This is a genomic window from Halopseudomonas laoshanensis (genome assembly GCF_008365385.1).
In the GTDB taxonomy this organism is placed as follows: domain Bacteria; phylum Pseudomonadota; class Gammaproteobacteria; order Pseudomonadales; family Pseudomonadaceae; genus Halopseudomonas; species Halopseudomonas laoshanensis.
This window is the reverse complement of record NZ_QOVF01000013.1, coordinates 1-15,880: the sequence shown is the minus strand read 5'-3', so window position 1 is coordinate 15,880 and position 15,880 is coordinate 1. Positions and strand designations below refer to the sequence as shown.

General features: G+C 55.8%; 13 protein-coding genes and 1 tRNA gene. All 14 read left to right on the top strand.

The annotated features are described in order from the left end of the window. Positions 1-415 (top strand): EF-Tu C-terminal domain-related protein (locus DT594_RS18825; protein ID WP_342780313.1); only part of this gene is annotated, 415 nt, incomplete at its 5' end. Between the two features lie 57 nt (positions 416-472). Further along, positions 473-548 (top strand) — tRNA-Trp (locus tag DT594_RS18820). Between the two features lie 37 nt (positions 549-585). Next, complete coding sequence (secE, locus tag DT594_RS18815; protein WP_096346678.1) at positions 586-954, top strand: preprotein translocase subunit SecE; 369 nt, start codon at positions 586-588, stop codon at positions 952-954. 9 nt (positions 955-963) lie between these two features. Then, a complete protein-coding gene (nusG, locus tag DT594_RS18810) occupies positions 964-1,497 on the top strand; it encodes a transcription termination/antitermination protein NusG (protein ID WP_028615182.1) in 534 nt (177 codons plus the stop codon). Between the two features lie 113 nt (positions 1,498-1,610). Beyond that, a complete protein-coding gene (rplK, locus tag DT594_RS18805; protein WP_149334709.1) occupies positions 1,611-2,042 on the top strand; it encodes a 50S ribosomal protein L11 in 432 nt (143 codons plus the stop codon). Beyond that, positions 2,042-2,737, top strand: a complete 696-nt coding sequence (gene rplA / locus DT594_RS18800) for a 50S ribosomal protein L1 (protein WP_096346676.1) — start codon at positions 2,042-2,044, stop codon at positions 2,735-2,737. Before rplK ends, rplA begins: the two co-directional genes overlap by 1 nt. A 193-nt stretch (positions 2,738-2,930) precedes the next feature. After that, positions 2,931-3,431 (top strand): 50S ribosomal protein L10, encoded by a 501-nt coding sequence (gene rplJ / locus DT594_RS18795; protein WP_149334707.1) that lies wholly within the window; start codon positions 2,931-2,933, stop codon positions 3,429-3,431. An 80-nt stretch (positions 3,432-3,511) separates the two neighbouring features. Then, a complete protein-coding gene (rplL, locus tag DT594_RS18790) occupies positions 3,512-3,877 on the top strand; it encodes a 50S ribosomal protein L7/L12 (protein ID WP_149334705.1) in 366 nt (121 codons plus the stop codon). 217 nt (positions 3,878-4,094) lie between these two features. Then, the gene (rpoB, locus tag DT594_RS18785) at positions 4,095-8,165 is read left to right on the top strand and encodes a DNA-directed RNA polymerase subunit beta (protein ID WP_149334704.1); all 4,071 of its coding nucleotides are present in this window, start codon (positions 4,095-4,097) and stop codon (positions 8,163-8,165) included. Positions 8,166-8,230: 65 nt separating this feature from the next. Beyond that, positions 8,231-12,430 (top strand): DNA-directed RNA polymerase subunit beta', encoded by a 4,200-nt coding sequence (gene rpoC, locus DT594_RS18780; RefSeq protein ID WP_149334702.1) that lies wholly within the window; start codon positions 8,231-8,233, stop codon positions 12,428-12,430. A gap of 146 nt (positions 12,431-12,576) precedes the next feature. Then, a complete protein-coding gene (gene rpsL, locus DT594_RS18775) occupies positions 12,577-12,948 on the top strand; it encodes a 30S ribosomal protein S12 (protein WP_022964798.1) in 372 nt (123 codons plus the stop codon). A gap of 97 nt (positions 12,949-13,045) precedes the next feature. Then, complete coding sequence (gene rpsG / locus DT594_RS18770; RefSeq protein WP_096346671.1) at positions 13,046-13,519, top strand: 30S ribosomal protein S7; 474 nt, start codon at positions 13,046-13,048, stop codon at positions 13,517-13,519. Positions 13,520-13,542: 23 nt separating this feature from the next. After that, complete coding sequence (gene fusA, locus DT594_RS18765; protein ID WP_149334700.1) at positions 13,543-15,645, top strand: elongation factor G; 2,103 nt, start codon at positions 13,543-13,545, stop codon at positions 15,643-15,645. 34 nt (positions 15,646-15,679) lie between these two features. After that, on the top strand, positions 15,680-15,880 hold a 201-nt coding region (locus DT594_RS18760), incomplete at its 3' end, for a GTP-binding protein (RefSeq protein ID WP_246164688.1).

Below are 15,880 nucleotides of genomic sequence, written 5' to 3'. Positions count from 1 at the left end.
TGGCGTTGAGATGTTCCGCAAGCTGCTGGACGAAGGTCGTGCCGGTGAGAACGTAGGTGTACTGCTGCGCGGTACCAAGCGTGAAGACGTAGAGCGTGGCCAGGTACTGGCCAAGCCGGGCACTATCAAGCCGCACACTCAGTTCGAAGCTGAAGTGTACGTGCTGGGTAAGGATGAAGGCGGCCGTCACACTCCGTTCTTCAAAGGCTATCGCCCACAGTTCTACTTCCGTACTACTGACGTGACTGGTTCGTGCGAACTGCCAGAAGGCGTTGAGATGGTCATGCCTGGCGATAACGTCAAGCTGGTCGTCACTCTGATCGCTCCGATCGCCATGGAAGATGGTCTGCGCTTCGCGATTCGCGAAGGCGGCCGTACCGTTGGTGCCGGCGTGGTTGCCAAGATTATTGCTTAATTAGCAATTGATCTTGAACTGTCGAGCCGGTACTATTGCCGGCTCGACTGCGATTACAGGCCAGTAGCTCAATTGGCAGAGCGGCGGTCTCCAAAACCGCAGGTTGGGGGTTCGATTCCCTCCTGGCCTGCCAGATTTTTTCTGGCTACCAAAACAGGATTTGATGATTCATGAGCACCAAGGCAGAACTTCACGATGACCGCTTAGATATCCCCAAGTGGATTGTAGTGGCCGTTATAGTTATAGCCGGCGTTTATGGTAATCATTATTTTGCCGCCGAACCTGTTTTGTATCGGGCGCTAGCACTGGTTGTGCTAGGTTTGGCTGCGGGCTTTGTTGCTCTGCAGACCACCAAAGGCAAGGCTTTTTGGGCGCTCTTGAAAGAAGCGCGTATCGAAATACGCAAAGTGGTTTGGCCAACCCGTTCGGAAACGACTCAGACAACCCTTATCGTAGTAGCGGTTGTGTTGGTGATGGCTCTGGTTCTATGGGGGCTGGATACCTTGCTGGGTTGGATCATTTCTCAGTTCATTAGTTAAGGGTGATCCGTGTCTAAGCGTTGGTACGTAGTGCATGCCTTTTCTGGCTATGAAAAGCATGTCATGCGCTCTCTTCAGGAGCGCATCAAGCTCGCCGGAATGGAAGAGTTGTTCGGCGAGATTCTCGTGCCCACCGAAGAAGTGGTGGAGATGCGCAATGGTCAGAAGCGCAAGAGCGAGCGTAAGTTCTTTCCCGGCTATGTTCTAGTCCAGATGGAAATGAATGAGGCAAGCTGGCACCTGGTCAAAGACACCACCCGCGTGCTCGGATTTATTGGTGGCACCGCCGACAAGCCTGCGCCGATTACCGATAAAGAAGCCGACATCATTCTCCGTCGTGTAGCTGACGGTACTGATAAGCCCAAGCCCAAGACGTTGTTTGAGCCGGGTGAAGTGGTGCGCGTAACTGATGGTCCGTTTGCCGATTTCAACGGTGTTGTAGAAGAAGTGAATTATGAGAAGAGCCGAGTTCAGGTAGCTGTTCTCATCTTTGGTCGTCCCACCCCAGTAGAGCTGGAGTTCGGCCAGGTAGAAAAGGGCTAATTGCCCACGTCCTCCTGAGCCCTGCAGTGCTTTTGCGCTGCGGGGTTTTGTTGTCAGTGGTGTTGTAATGAACCGGGGAGCCGCAAGGCGCTACTACCCAATGGAGAAATAGCATGGCTAAGAAGATTCAAGCTTATATCAAGCTGCAGGTAAAGGCCGGTCAGGCCAACCCCAGTCCGCCGGTAGGTCCGGCTCTGGGTCAGCACGGCGTAAACATCATGGAGTTCTGCAAGGCGTTCAACGCCAAGACCCAAGGCTCTGAGCCTGGTCTGCCGACTCCTGTAATTATCACCGTTTACAGCGACCGCAGCTTTACCTTTGAAACCAAAAGCACACCTGCTGCCGTACTGCTGCTCAAAGCAGCGGGCCTGAAAGGCGGCTCCGCTCGCCCTAACACGCAGAAAGTCGGCACCGTAACCCGTGCTCAGCTGGAAGAGATCGCCACGACTAAACAGGCTGATCTGACTGCTGCTGACATGGACGCTGCTGTACGGACCATCGCTGGTTCCGCACGTAGCATGGGCCTTAATGTGGAGGGTGTGTAATGGCTAAGCTGAGCAAGCGTCAAAAGGCTATCAACGAGAAAGTGCAGGCGAACAAGGCGTACGCCTTTGAAGACGCCGCCACTCTGTTGGCCGAAGTATCCAGCGTCAAGTTCGTCGAGTCTGTCGACGTGTCCGTGAACCTGGGCGTTGATCCGCGTAAATCCGACCAGGTTGTTCGTGGCGCCACCTTGCTGCCGCACGGCACTGGCAAGACCGTTCGCGTTGCCGTATTTACCCAGGGTGCCAATGCCGAAGCCGCTTTGGCCGCCGGCGCTGACAAAGTAGGTATGGATGATCTGGCTGCCGAAATGAAAGCCGGTGACCTGAACTACGACGTGGTTATCGCTTCTCCGGATGCGATGCGTGTTGTTGGTCAGTTGGGTCAGCTGCTGGGCCCACGTGGTCTGATGCCTAACCCGAAGGTCGGCACCGTGTCTGCAGACGTTGGTACTGCGGTCAAGAACGCCAAGGCCGGTCAGGTTCGCTACCGTACTGACAAGAACGGCATCATTCACTGCTCCGTCGGCAAAGTCGGCTTTGATGCAGTGAAACTGAAGGAAAACGTTGAAGCCCTGATCGCTGACCTGAAGAAGGCCAAGCCTTCCACGTCCAAGGGTGTTTATCTGCAGCGCGTGACCCTGAGCACCACCATGGGTCCGGGCGTGCAGATCGACCACGCTTCCCTGAATATCTGATTTTCCGGCGCACCGTTTTTCGGTGCGCCACTTATTGGGGTCCCTGCGTAGCGGGGGCTGTCCAAGACCGTAGGTGGCGCAAGCCTTAAACATGAAGCCTACGCAGATGGTGCTCCCGATTCAGTGCAGGCTGGATCAGACACCAAAACATGTCGCCCTCGGGCGATCAATGGTAAATCCAGGAGTAAAACCCGTGGCAATTAAGCTCGAAGACAAGAAAGCCATCGTCGCTGAAGTCAACGAAGCTGCCAAAGGTGCGCTCTCCGCTGTTGTGGCTGATGCCCGCGGCGTGAGCGTTGCTGCTATGACTGGTCTGCGTAAAGATGCGCGTGAAGCTGGTGTGTACGTACGAGTTGTACGTAACACGCTGATGCGTCGCGCTGTTGAAGGTACGGATTATGCGTGCTTGAACGACGTCTTTGTAGGTCCGACTCTTATTGCATTCTCTAACGAACATCCCGGTGCAGCTGCCCGTTTGTTCAAAGAGTTCGCCAAGAGTCAGAGCGCATTCGAGATCAAGGCCGCAGCCTTTGAAGGCAACTTCCTTGAAGCTTCTCAGATCGACATTTTGGCTACGCTGCCAACATACGACGAGGCTATCAGCCAGCTGATGAGCGTGATTCAAGGCGCTACCAGCAAATTCGTACGTACCTTGGCCGCCGTCCGCGATCAGAAGGAAGCCGAAGCCGCTTAAGTGCTGGCCGACTGCTTACTTTAATCGCACACCATTTTTTGACGGCCTGGGTGCCGTCACCAATACAGGAATATTGAGTCATGGCTCTGTCCAACGAAGATATCATCAACGCCGTATCAGAAATGTCCGTAATGCAGGTTGTCGAACTGATCCAGGCTATGGAAGAAAAGTTCGGCGTTTCCGCTGCTGCTGCTGCCGGTCCGGCTGCTGCTGTTGCCGCTGTTGCTGAAGAGCAGACCGAGTTCAACGTTGTTCTGACCGAAACCGGTGAGAAGAAAGTCAACGTGATCAAGGCTGTTCGTGAGCTGACCGGTCTGGGCCTGAAAGAAGCCAAGGCACTGGTTGATGGCGCTCCTGGCACCATCAAAGAAGGCGTGTCTAAAGACGAAGCCGAAGCTGCCAAGAAAGCATTGGAAGAAGCCGGCGCCAAGGTTGAGCTCAAGTAATCTTGTGCGACCTTGCGTCGACAGTCTGATTTAATCGGTCAGATTGATGGCTGGTGGCCAAAGTGCCACCGGCCTTTTTCCGTTCTAGTTCGCTTCTGTGAAGCAACTGACGGGAAGGCACCCCGAGGGGTGAGCAAGACTTAGGGCTTGCAAGCATTTTCTGGCTTTCCCCGCAGGGGAGGGCCAATCAAGCAGGTGACCAAGCTGGGGAACGCTGATGGCTTACTCATATACTGAGAAAAAACGTATCCGCAAGGACTTTGGCAAACTGCCGCATGTGATGGATGTGCCCTATCTGCTGGCGATTCAGCTGGATTCCTACCGGGAATTCCTGCAATCGGACATGCCGAAGGAGCAGGTTCGTGATATCGGTCTGCACGCGGCCTTCAAATCTGTGTTCCCCATTATCAGTTATTCAGGTAATGCGGCTCTCGAATACGTGGGTTACCGTCTCGGTGATCCGGCATTCGACGTCAAGGAATGCGTATCGCGCGGTGTGACTTATGCGGTTCCTTTGCGGGTAAAAGTGCGCCTGATCATCTTTGATCGCGAGTCGTCCAACAAGGCGATCAAGGATATCAAGGAGCAGGAAGTCTACATGGGTGAAATCCCCCTGATGACTGAAAACGGTACCTTCGTAATCAATGGTACCGAGCGTGTAATTGTTTCCCAGCTGCATCGCAGCCCGGGCGTGTTCTTTGACCATGACCGTGGCAAGACCCACAGTTCCGGCAAGCTGTTGTACTCGGCCCGCGTGATTCCTTACCGCGGCTCCTGGTTGGACTTCGAGTTTGATCCGAAGGACTGCGTATTCGTCCGTATTGACCGTCGTCGCAAGCTGCCCGCGACCGTGCTGCTGCGCGCGTTGGGTTATCAGACTGACGAAATGCTCGATATCTTCTATGACACCAACGTGTTCGAAGTGACCGGTGAAAACCTGATGCTCGAGTTGGTGCCTCATCGTCTGCGCGGTGAAATCGCTACCTTTGACATCAAGGATGACAAGGGCAAGGTGATTGTCGAGAAGGGTCGCCGTATTACTGCTCGGCATATCACCCAGCTCGAAAAAGCCAAGATCACCAGCCTGGAAGTGCCGTACGAATACGTGCTCGGCCGTACTATCGCCAAGCCGATCGTGCACCCGGCGACTGGCGAGATCATCGTTGAAAGCAACGTTGAAATCACCGCCGATCTGATCGCCAAGCTGGAGAAAGCCCAGGTTGCCCGCGTCGAGACGTTGTACACCAACGACATCGACTGTGGTCCGTTTATCTCCGATACCCTGCGTATTGACGGTACTGCGTCGCAGCTGGATGCACTGGTAGAAATCTACCGCATGATGCGTCCCGGCGAGCCGCCAACCAAAGATGCAGCAGAGACCCTGTTCGGCAACCTGTTCTTCAGCAGCGATCGCTACGATCTATCTGCGGTGGGCCGGATGAAGTTCAACCGCCGTATTGGCCGTGACGAGATCGAAGGCGCTGGTGTCCTGAGCAAGGAAGACATCATTGAAGTGCTCAAGACCCTGGTCAACATTCGTAACGGCAAGGGCGTTGTCGATGACATCGACCACCTGGGTAACCGTCGCGTGCGTTCGGTTGGCGAGATGGCCGAGAACCAGTTCCGTGTTGGTCTGGTGCGCGTTGAGCGTGCGGTCAAGGAACGTCTGTCCATGGCCGAAAGCGAAGGCCTGATGCCGCAGGATCTGATCAATGCCAAGCCGGTAGCGGCAGCAGTGAAAGAGTTCTTCGGTTCCAGCCAGCTGTCGCAGTTCATGGACCAGAACAACCCGCTATCCGAGATTACCCACAAGCGCCGTGTATCGGCTCTTGGGCCAGGTGGTCTGACCCGCGAACGTGCCGGCTTTGAAGTCCGTGACGTACACCCCACGCATTACGGTCGCGTATGTCCGATCGAAACGCCTGAAGGTCCGAACATCGGTCTGATCAACTCGTTGGCAACTTATGCTCGTACCAACAAGTACGGCTTCCTGGAAAGCCCGTACCGCCGTGTACGTGACGCCCAGGTGACCGACGAGATCATCTTCCTGTCCGCGATCGAAGAATCCGATCACGTTATCGCCCAGGCTAGCGCCAAGGTCGAAGACGGCAAGCTGACCGATGATCTGGTTGCCGTACGTCACCAGAACGAATTTACCGTCAAGGCGCCGCATGAAGTGACGCTGATGGACGTGTCGCCGCGCCAGGTAGTATCGGTTGCTGCGTCGCTGATTCCGTTCCTTGAGCACGACGATGCCAACCGCGCCTTGATGGGCTCGAACATGCAGCGTCAGGCCGTTCCCACCCTGCGTGCTGAAAAGCCGCTGGTAGGTACTGGCATGGAGCGTAACGTAGCGCGTGACTCCGGTGTCTGCGTAACCGCACGTCGCGGTGGTGTGATCGACTCGGTCGACGCCAGCCGTATCGTGGTGCGTGTGGCGGATGACGAGATCGAAGCTGGCGAAGCCGGTGTCGACATCTATGTCATGACCAAATACACCCGTTCCAACCAGAACACCTGCATCAACCAGCGTCCGCTGGTGAAGAAAGGTGATGTGATCGTCCGCAATGACATCCTTGCCGACGGCTCGTCCGTTGATATGGGTGAGCTGGCCCTGGGTCAGAACATGCGCGTCGCGTTCATGCCCTGGAACGGTTACAACTTCGAAGACTCGATTCTGGTCTCCGAGCGCGTGGTTCAGGAAGATCGCTTTACCACCATCCACATTCAGGAACTGACCTGCGTGTCGCGTGATACCAAGCTGGGGCCGGAGGAAATTACTTCCGACATCCCCAACGTCGGTGAATCGGCACTGGGCAAGTTGGATGAGGCTGGTGTGGTCTACGTCGGCGCCGAAGTGGGCCCAGGCGACATTCTGGTCGGCAAGGTCACGCCCAAGGGCGAAACCCAGCTGACGCCAGAAGAGAAGCTGTTGCGTGCGATCTTCGGTGAGAAGGCCTCGGATGTAAAAGATACCTCCCTGCGTGTGCCGACTGGCACCAAGGGTACGGTCATCGACGTACAGGTGTTCATCCGTGACGGCGTAGAGCGCGATTCACGCGCACTGGCTATCGAGAAAGAGCAGCTGGACGAGATCCGCAAGGATCTGCAGGAAGAGTTCCGTATTGTTGAAGTGGCAACCTTTGAGCGTCTGCGTTCAGCGTTGCTGGGTCAGAGCGTTGAAGGCGGTGCGGGCCTGAAGAAGGGTGCCAAGCTGACCGACGAGATGCTCGACGAAATCGAGCATGGCCAGTGGTTCAAGCTGCGCATGAGCGAAGACAGTCTCAACGAACAGCTGGAAATGGCCCAGGCCTATCTGTCTGACCGTCGCAAGCTGCTCGACGACAAGTTCGAAGACAAGAAGCGCAAGCTGCAGCAGGGCGATGACCTGGCGCCGGGCGTACTCAAGATCGTCAAGGTTTACCTGGCTATCAAGCGTCGCATTCAGCCGGGTGACAAGATGGCTGGTCGTCACGGTAACAAGGGTGTTATCTCGGTCATTATGCCGGTGGAAGACATGCCGCATGATGAGTTCGGTACCCCGGTGGATATCGTGCTCAACCCGCTGGGCGTACCTTCGCGTATGAACGTTGGTCAGATTCTCGAAACTCACCTGGGCCTTGCGGCCAAAGGGTTGGGCGAGAAGATCAACCGCATGGTCGAAGACCAGCGCAAGGTGTCCGAGCTGCGCGAGTTCCTTGACGAGATCTACAACAAGGTCGGTGGCCGCCAGGAAAATCTGGACGAGCTGAGCGATCAGGAGATCATCGAACTGTCGAAGAACCTGCGCGGTGGCGTGCCCATGGCGACAGCGGTATTCGATGGTGCCAAGGAACACGAGATCAAGCACATGCTGCGCCTGGCAGACCTGCCGGATACCGGTCAGATGAAGCTGATCGACGGTCGGACTGGTAACACCTTTGATCGTCCTGTGACGGTTGGTTATATGTACATGCTCAAGTTGAACCACTTGGTGGACGACAAGATGCACGCACGTTCTACCGGCTCTTACAGTCTGGTAACACAGCAGCCGTTGGGTGGTAAGGCTCAGTTTGGTGGTCAGCGATTCGGTGAGATGGAAGTGTGGGCCCTGGAAGCATACGGCGCCGCTTACACCTTGCAGGAAATGTTGACCGTGAAGTCGGACGACGTGAACGGCCGTACCAAGATGTACAAGAACATCGTGGACGGCGATCACCGCATGGAGGCCGGCATGCCCGAGTCCTTTAACGTGTTGATCAAGGAAATCCGCTCGCTCGGTATCGATATCGAACTGGAATCCGAATAACCACCAACTGCCCTGTCTGAAGGGCGGAGAAGTCCGCCCTTCAGACACTGCGAGGAGTTTAGGCCTTGAAAGACTTATTGAACCTGCTCAAGTCCCAGGGACAGATTGAAGAGTTCGATTCCCTTCGAATCGGCTTGGCATCACCGGAGATGATCCGGTCCTGGTCCTACGGCGAAGTAAAAAAGCCGGAAACCATTAACTACCGTACGTTCAAGCCTGAGCGTGACGGCCTTTTCTGCGCCAAGATCTTTGGCCCGGTCAAGGACTACGAGTGCCTGTGCGGTAAGTACAAGCGCCTCAAGCACCGTGGTGTCATCTGTGAAAAGTGCGGCGTGGAAGTGGCTTTGGCCAAGGTCCGTCGCGAGCGCATGGGTCACATTGAACTGGCCTCGCCTGTCGCGCACATCTGGTTCCTCAAGTCGCTCCCTTCCCGGATCGGTTTGCTGCTGGACATGACTCTGCGTGACATCGAGCGCGTGCTGTATTTCGAATCCTACCTGGTTATCGAGCCAGGTATGACCACGCTTGAAAAAGGTCAGCTGCTGAACGACGAGCAGTACTTTGAAGCGCTGGAAGAATTTGGCGATGACTTCGATGCCCGCATGGGCGCCGAGGCGATCTTCGAATTGCTGTCTGCGATGGATCTGGTCCATGAGATTGCTGTGCTGCGTGAAGAGATTCCGCAGACCACCTCGGAAACCAAGATCAAGAAGCTGTCCAAGCGTCTGAAGTTGATGGAAGCCTTCCACGGTTCCGGGAACAAGCCCGAGTGGATGGTGCTGACCGTGTTGCCAGTACTGCCACCGGATCTGCGTCCGCTGGTTCCGCTGGACGGTGGCCGCTTCGCGACCTCGGATCTGAACGATCTGTATCGCCGGGTGATCAACCGTAACAACCGTTTGAAGCGTCTGCTGGATCTGTCTGCGCCGGATATCATCGTGCGCAACGAAAAGCGCATGCTGCAGGAATCGGTAGATGCGCTGCTGGATAACGGCCGTCGCGGTCGTGCCATCACTGGTACCAACAAGCGTCCGCTGAAGTCCCTGGCTGACATGATCAAGGGTAAGCAGGGTCGCTTCCGTCAGAACCTGCTGGGTAAGCGCGTTGACTACTCCGGTCGTTCAGTGATCGTGGTAGGCCCGACTCTGCGTCTGCACCAGTGTGGTCTGCCGAAGAAAATGGCGCTTGAGCTGTTCAAGCCATTCATTTTCGGCAAGCTGGAGCATCGTGGTCTGGCGACTACCATCAAAGCTGCGAAGAAGATGGTCGAGCGCGAACTGCCAGAAGTATGGGATATCCTCGCTGACGTGATCCGCGAGCACCCCGTACTGCTGAACCGTGCGCCGACACTTCACCGTCTGGGTATCCAGGCGTTCGAACCGGTTCTGATTGAAGGTAAGGCGATTCAGCTGCACCCGTTGGTCTGTGCTGCCTACAACGCCGACTTTGACGGTGACCAGATGGCTGTACACGTTCCGCTGACCCTTGAGGCTCAGTTGGAAGCGCGTGCGCTGATGATGTCGACCAACAACATCCTGTCTCCGGCCTCCGGCGAGCCGATCATCGTGCCGTCGCAGGACGTGGTATTGGGTCTGTATTACATGACTCGCACACGCATCAACGCCAAAGGCGAAGGCATGCGTTTCAGCGGCGTCAATGAAGTCGAGATGGCTTACCGCAGTGGTCAGGTCGAGCTCCATGCGCTGGTCAAGGTGCGTATCACCGAGACCGTCAAGCACAAGGACGACAGCTGGACTACCGAGACCCGTATCGTTGATACCACGGTCGGCCGTGCGCTGCTGTTCCAGATTCTGCCCAAGGGCTTGCCCTATGAGCTGGTGGATCAGCCGCTGAAGAAGAAGGCGATTTCCAAGTTGATCAACCAGTGCTACCGCGTGGTAGGCCTGAAGGAAACCGTTATCTTCGCTGACCAGTTGATGTATACCGGTTTCGCCTACTCGACCATTTCCGGTGCTTCCATTGGTGTGAATGACTTCGTCATCCCCGATGAGAAGGCGCACATCATTGATGCGGCCACCGAAGAAGTGAAAGAGATTGAAGATCAGTACGCCTCGGGTCTGGTGACCCAGGGCGAGAAGTACAACAAGGTGATCGACTTGTGGTCCAAGGCCAACGACGAGATCTCCAAGGCGATGATGGACAACCTGAAATCCACCCGCGTGCTGGATCGTGACGGCAAGGAAGTGGAGCAGGAGTCCTTCAACTCGATGTACATGATGGCTGACTCCGGTGCCCGGGGTTCCGCAGCGCAGATTCGTCAGCTGGCGGGTATGCGGGGTCTGATGGCCAAGCCGGACGGCTCGATCATCGAAACGCCGATTACCGCCAACTTCCGTGAGGGCTTGAACGTACTTCAGTACTTCATCTCTACTCACGGTGCCCGTAAGGGTCTGGCGGATACAGCATTGAAGACCGCCAACTCCGGTTACTTGACCCGTCGTCTGGTTGACGTGGCCCAGGATCTGGTGATCACCGAGACCGATTGCGGCACTGATCGCGGTCTGGTCATGGCGCCGCACATTGAAGGCGGTGACATCGTGGAGCCGTTGGGTGAGCGCGTACTGGGCCGTACCATTGCCCGCGACGTGATCAAGCCCGGCAGCGACGAAGTCATCGTTCCTGGTGGCACGCTGATCGACGAGAAGTGGGTTGAATTCCTCGAGCTGAACAGCGTCGACGAAGTGATCGTGCGCTCGCCGATCAGCTGTGAAACCCGCTATGGCGTTTGCCGTACCTGTTACGGTCGCGACCTGGCTCGTGGTCACCTGATCAACATCGGTGAGGCAGTGGGTGTTATCGCTGCCCAGTCGATTGGTGAGCCGGGTACCCAGCTGACCATGCGTACGTTCCACATCGGTGGTGCGGCCAGCCGGACTTCCGCGGCTGACAGCGTCCAGGTTAAAGCGGCCGGTGTCATCCGTCTGCACAACCTCAAGCACGTTGAGCGCGCCGATGGTTGCTTGGTGGCGGTATCGCGTTCCGGTGAATTGGCTCTGGCCGATGAGTTCGGTCGTGAGCGTGAGCGTTACAAGCTGCCCTACGGCGCGGTTATTTCGATCAAGGAAGGCGAGAAAGTTACCGCCGGCCAGGTCGTTGCCAAGTGGGATCCGCACACTCACCCCATCGTCACCGAGATCTCCGGTACCGTGGCTTTCTTTGGTATGGAAGAGAACATCACCATCAAGCGTACCGCTGATGAGTTGACTGGTCTGACCAACCTGGAAGTCATGGATGCCAAGGATCGCCCGGCCGCCGGCAAGGACATCCGTCCGGCCGTGAAGCTGGTGGACGAGAAGGGTAAGGAATTGCTGTTGCCGGGTACTGATGTGCCTGCACAGTACTTCTTGCCGGCCAACGCGCTGGTCAACCTGTCTGATGGTGCCAAGGTGAACGTGGGTGACGTTGTTGCCCGTATTCCCCAGGAAACGTCCAAGACCCGTGACATCACCGGTGGTCTGCCGCGTGTTGCCGACTTGTTCGAAGCGCGTCGTCCGAAGGAGCCTTCGATTCTGGCGGAAATCAGCGGCACGATCTCCTTCGGCAAGGAAACCAAGGGCAAGCGTCGTCTGGTCATTACTCCGACTGACGGCAGCGAGCAGTACGAAGAGCTGATTCCGAAATGGCGTCACCTGAACGTGTTCGAAGGTGAGCAGGTTACCAAGGGTGAAGTTATTTCCGATGGTCCGAGCAACCCGCACGATATCCTGCGTTTGCTGGGTGTCAGCGCGCTGGCCAAGTACATCGTCAACGAAATTCAGGACGTGTACCGCCTGCAGGGTGTGAAGATTAACGATAAGCACATCGAGGTGACCATTCGCCAGATGCTGCGTAAGGTCGAGATCACTGATACCGGTGATTCCAGCTTCATCAAGGGCGATCAGGTCGAACTGACCCACGCTCTGGAAGAGAACGAGTCGTTGGCCAAGCAGGACAAGTTCCTGGCCAAGTACGAGCACGTTCTGCTGGGTATCACCAAGGCATCGCTGTCGACCGAATCGTTCATCTCCGCGGCTTCCTTCCAGGAAACCACACGGGTACTGACCGAGGCTGCCGTTACTGGTAAGAGCGATCACCTGCGCGGCTTGAAAGAGAACGTGGTTGTGGGTCGTCTGATCCCGGCCGGTACTGGTCTGGCTTACCATGCAGAGCGCAAGCGTCAGCGCATGGCAGACAAACCAGTCAAGGTAAGTGCGGTAGAAATCGAACAGGCACTGTCCGATGCATTGAATTCGGGTAATGACTGATTAGGCTGTCGGCGCCCTCGGGCGCCGCTGACCTTGACGAGCGGGGCCGGTCTCTATAGAATTCCGTACCCCTAAAATTGGCGGGGCGCCTTGTCCTGCCATTTTTTATTTAATATGTCTGATAGACATCAGTGGAGTTTTGCTAGATGGCGACAATTAACCAGCTGGTTCGCAAGCCGCGTAAGCGCGTTGCTGAAAAAAGCGACGTGCCAGCGCTGCAGAACTGCCCGCAGCGTCGTGGTGTGTGTACACGTGTATACACAACTACGCCGAAGAAGCCGAACTCGGCTCTGCGTAAAGTCTGCCGTGTCCGTTTGACCAACGGCTACGAAGTTTCATCCTATATCGGTGGTGAAGGTCACAACCTGCAAGAGCACAGCGTCGTACTGATTCGCGGCGGCCGTGTGAAGGATTTGCCAGGTGTGCGTTACCACACTGTTCGCGGTTCTCTGGATACCTCAGGTGTCAAAGACCGTCGTCAGGGTCGTTCCAAGTACGGCGCCAAGCGTCCGAAGTAAAGTTGAATTCATTTTTCCTGAGTCGATAAGAGTAAGGTCAGGCGTAACCAGATGGTTATGGTCCTGGGCTAACCTGAAGACCGTTTGAGGGCTTATCATGCCAAGACGTCGCGTAGCAGCAAAACGTGAGATCCTGCCAGAACCAAAGTACGGCAGCCAGATTCTCGCCAAATTTATGAACCACGTAATGGAAAGCGGCAAGAAAGCTGTCGCTGAAAGCATCGTTTACGGTGCTCTGGACAAGGTCAAGGAACGTACCAAGACCGAAGATCCCGTTGAGCTGTTCGAAAGAGCGCTTGATGCCATTGCTCCGCTGGTTGAAGTTAAATCCCGTCGTGTCGGCGGTGCCACCTATCAGGTGCCGGTTGAAGTGCGTCCCTCCCGTCGTAACGCTTTGGCGATGCGTTGGTTGGTTGATGCTGCCCGTAAGCGTGGCGAGAAGTCCATGGCTTTGCGTCTGGCTGGTGAGCTGGTCGATGCGTCTGAAGGTAAAGGCGCCGCGGTTAAGAAGCGTGAAGATGTGCATCGTATGGCTGAAGCCAACAAAGCCTTCTCTCACTATCGCTTCTAATCTAAGCGACTCAGGAGAATATTGTGGCCCGTGTAACGCCTATTAATCTGTACCGGAACATTGGTATTTGCGCGCATGTAGATGCGGGCAAAACCACGACTACGGAACGGATTCTGTTTTACACCGGCGTCAACCACAAGATGGGTGAGGTGCACGATGGTGCAGCCACCATGGACTGGATGGCGCAGGAGCAGGAGCGGGGGATTACCATTACCTCCGCTGCTACGACGGCCTTCTGGGAAGGTTCTGAGAAGCAGTATCCGCGCCATCGGGTCAATATTATCGATACCCCCGGTCACGTCGACTTCACTATCGAGGTAGAGCGCTCGCTGCGCGTCCTCGATGGTGCGGTCGTGGTGTTCTGTGGTACCTCGGGTGTTGAGCCGCAGTCTGAAACCGTATGGCGTCAGGCGAACAAGTACGGTGTGCCGCGGCTGGTCTATGTCAACAAGATGGACCGCCAAGGTGCTAATTTCCTGCGTGTAGTCGAGCAGATCAAGCAGCGCCTGGGGCATACCCCGGTGCCGATCCAGCTGGCTATTGGCTCGGAAGAGAATTTCGTCGGCCAGGTTGATCTCCTGCGCATGAAAGCCATCTACTGGAACGAGGATGACAGTGGTATGGCTTTCCGCGAGGAAGAGATTCCGGCGGACATGCTCGAGATGGCGAAGAAGTACCGTGAGCAGATGATAGAAGCTGCAGCGGAAGCCAATGAAGAGCTGATGAACAAGTATCTGGAAGGCGGCGAGCTGACCAACGATGAAATCAAGGCTGGTTTGCGTCAGCGCACTTTGGCCTCCGAAATCGTTCCGGCTGTCTGTGGTAGTTCGTTCAAGAACAAGGGCGTGCCTTTGGTTCTGGACGCTGTCATTGATTATCTTCCGGCGCCTGATCAGGTTGTTGCGATCAAGGGTGTGCATCCCGATGACGAAGAGAGGGTCGACGAGCGTCATGCAGATGATGCCGAGCCTTTCTCTGCGTTGGCGTTCAAGATCGCCACAGACCCCTTCGTGGGCACGCTGACGTTCGTCCGGGTTTATTCCGGCGTGCTGTCTTCCGGTGACTCGGTGCTGAACTCGGTCAAAGGCAAGAAAGAGCGTGTTGGCCGTATGGTGCAGATGCATGCAAACACCCGCGAAGAGATCAAGGAAGTGCTGGCTGGTGACATTGCTGCGTTGATCGGCATGAAAGACGTCACCACCGGGGACACGCTGTGCTCTCATGAGAAGCCAATTATTCTAGAGCGCATGGAGTTTCCCGAGCCGGTTATTTCCGTTGCGGTGGAGCCGAGAACCAAAGCTGACCAGGAAAAGATGGGCATCGCACTGGGTAAGCTTGCCCAGGAAGACCCGTCTTTCCGTGTGCGTACTGATGAAGAATCCGGGCAAACCATTATCTCCGGTATGGGCGAATTGCACCTGGATATTCTGGTCGACCGCATGAAGCGTGAGTTCGGTGTGGAGGCCAATATCGGCAAGCCGCAGGTGGCTTACCGTGAGGCGATCCGCAACAAGTGTGAAATCGAAGGCAAGTTCGTTCGTCAGTCTGGAGGTCGCGGTCAGTACGGTCACGTATGGATCCGCTTCGAGCCTTCCGATGAGGCAACTGACGGTCTGGTCTTCGTCAATGAAACAGTTGGTGGCTCTGTGCCGCGGGAATATATTCCCGCGGTGCAAAAAGGCATCGACGAGCAGATGAAAAACGGCGTTCTCGCTGGTTATCCCCTGCTTAACTTGAAGGCAACCCTGTTCGACGGTTCCTTCCACGACGTTGACTCGAATGAAATGGCATTCAAGATTGCCGCTTCTATGGCTACCAAGCAATTGGCCAATAAAGGCGGTGCTGTTTTGCTCGAGCCGATGATGAAAGTAGAAGTAGTTACCCCGGAAGATTACATGGGTGACGTAATGGGCGACCTGAACCGTCGTCGCGGTCTGGTACAAGGTATGGAAGATTCCGTTTCCGGTAAGGTGATCCGCGCTGAGGTTCCGCTTGGTGAGATGTTCGGTTACGCCACGGATGTACGCTCAATGTCCCAGGGGCGTGCGAGCTACTCTATGGAGTTTTCGAAGTACTCCGAAGCGCCAATGAACATCGCCGAAGCAATCATCAAGAAGCAAGGCTAACTTGAACCAAAGCTAAACAAAGAGGTTATCTATCGTGGCTAAAGAAAAATTTGAACGTAAAAAACCGCACCTTAACGTGGGCACCATCGGTCACGTTGACCATGGCAAAACCACTCTGACTGCAGCGCTGACCCGCGTTTGTGCTGAAGCTTACGGCGGATCCGCCCGTGGCTTCGATCAAATCGACAACGCGCCGGAAGAAAAGGCTCGCGGTATCACCATCAACACCTCGCAC

What these genes read in the sequence shown, in the direction of transcription:
- secE (WP_096346678.1), top strand. Translation starts at nt 586, where the DNA reads ATGAGCACCAAGGCAGAACTTCACGATGACCGCTTAGATATCCCCAAG.
- rplK (WP_149334709.1), top strand. Translation starts at nt 1,611, where the DNA reads ATGGCTAAGAAGATTCAAGCTTATATCAAGCTGCAGGTAAAGGCCGGT.
- rplA (WP_096346676.1), top strand. Translation starts at nt 2,042, where the DNA reads ATGGCTAAGCTGAGCAAGCGTCAAAAGGCTATCAACGAGAAAGTGCAG.
- rplL (WP_149334705.1), top strand. Translation starts at nt 3,512, where the DNA reads ATGGCTCTGTCCAACGAAGATATCATCAACGCCGTATCAGAAATGTCC.
- rpoB (WP_149334704.1), top strand. Translation starts at nt 4,095, where the DNA reads ATGGCTTACTCATATACTGAGAAAAAACGTATCCGCAAGGACTTTGGC.
- rpsL (WP_022964798.1), top strand. Translation starts at nt 12,577, where the DNA reads ATGGCGACAATTAACCAGCTGGTTCGCAAGCCGCGTAAGCGCGTTGCT.
- rpsG (WP_096346671.1), top strand. Translation starts at nt 13,046, where the DNA reads ATGCCAAGACGTCGCGTAGCAGCAAAACGTGAGATCCTGCCAGAACCA.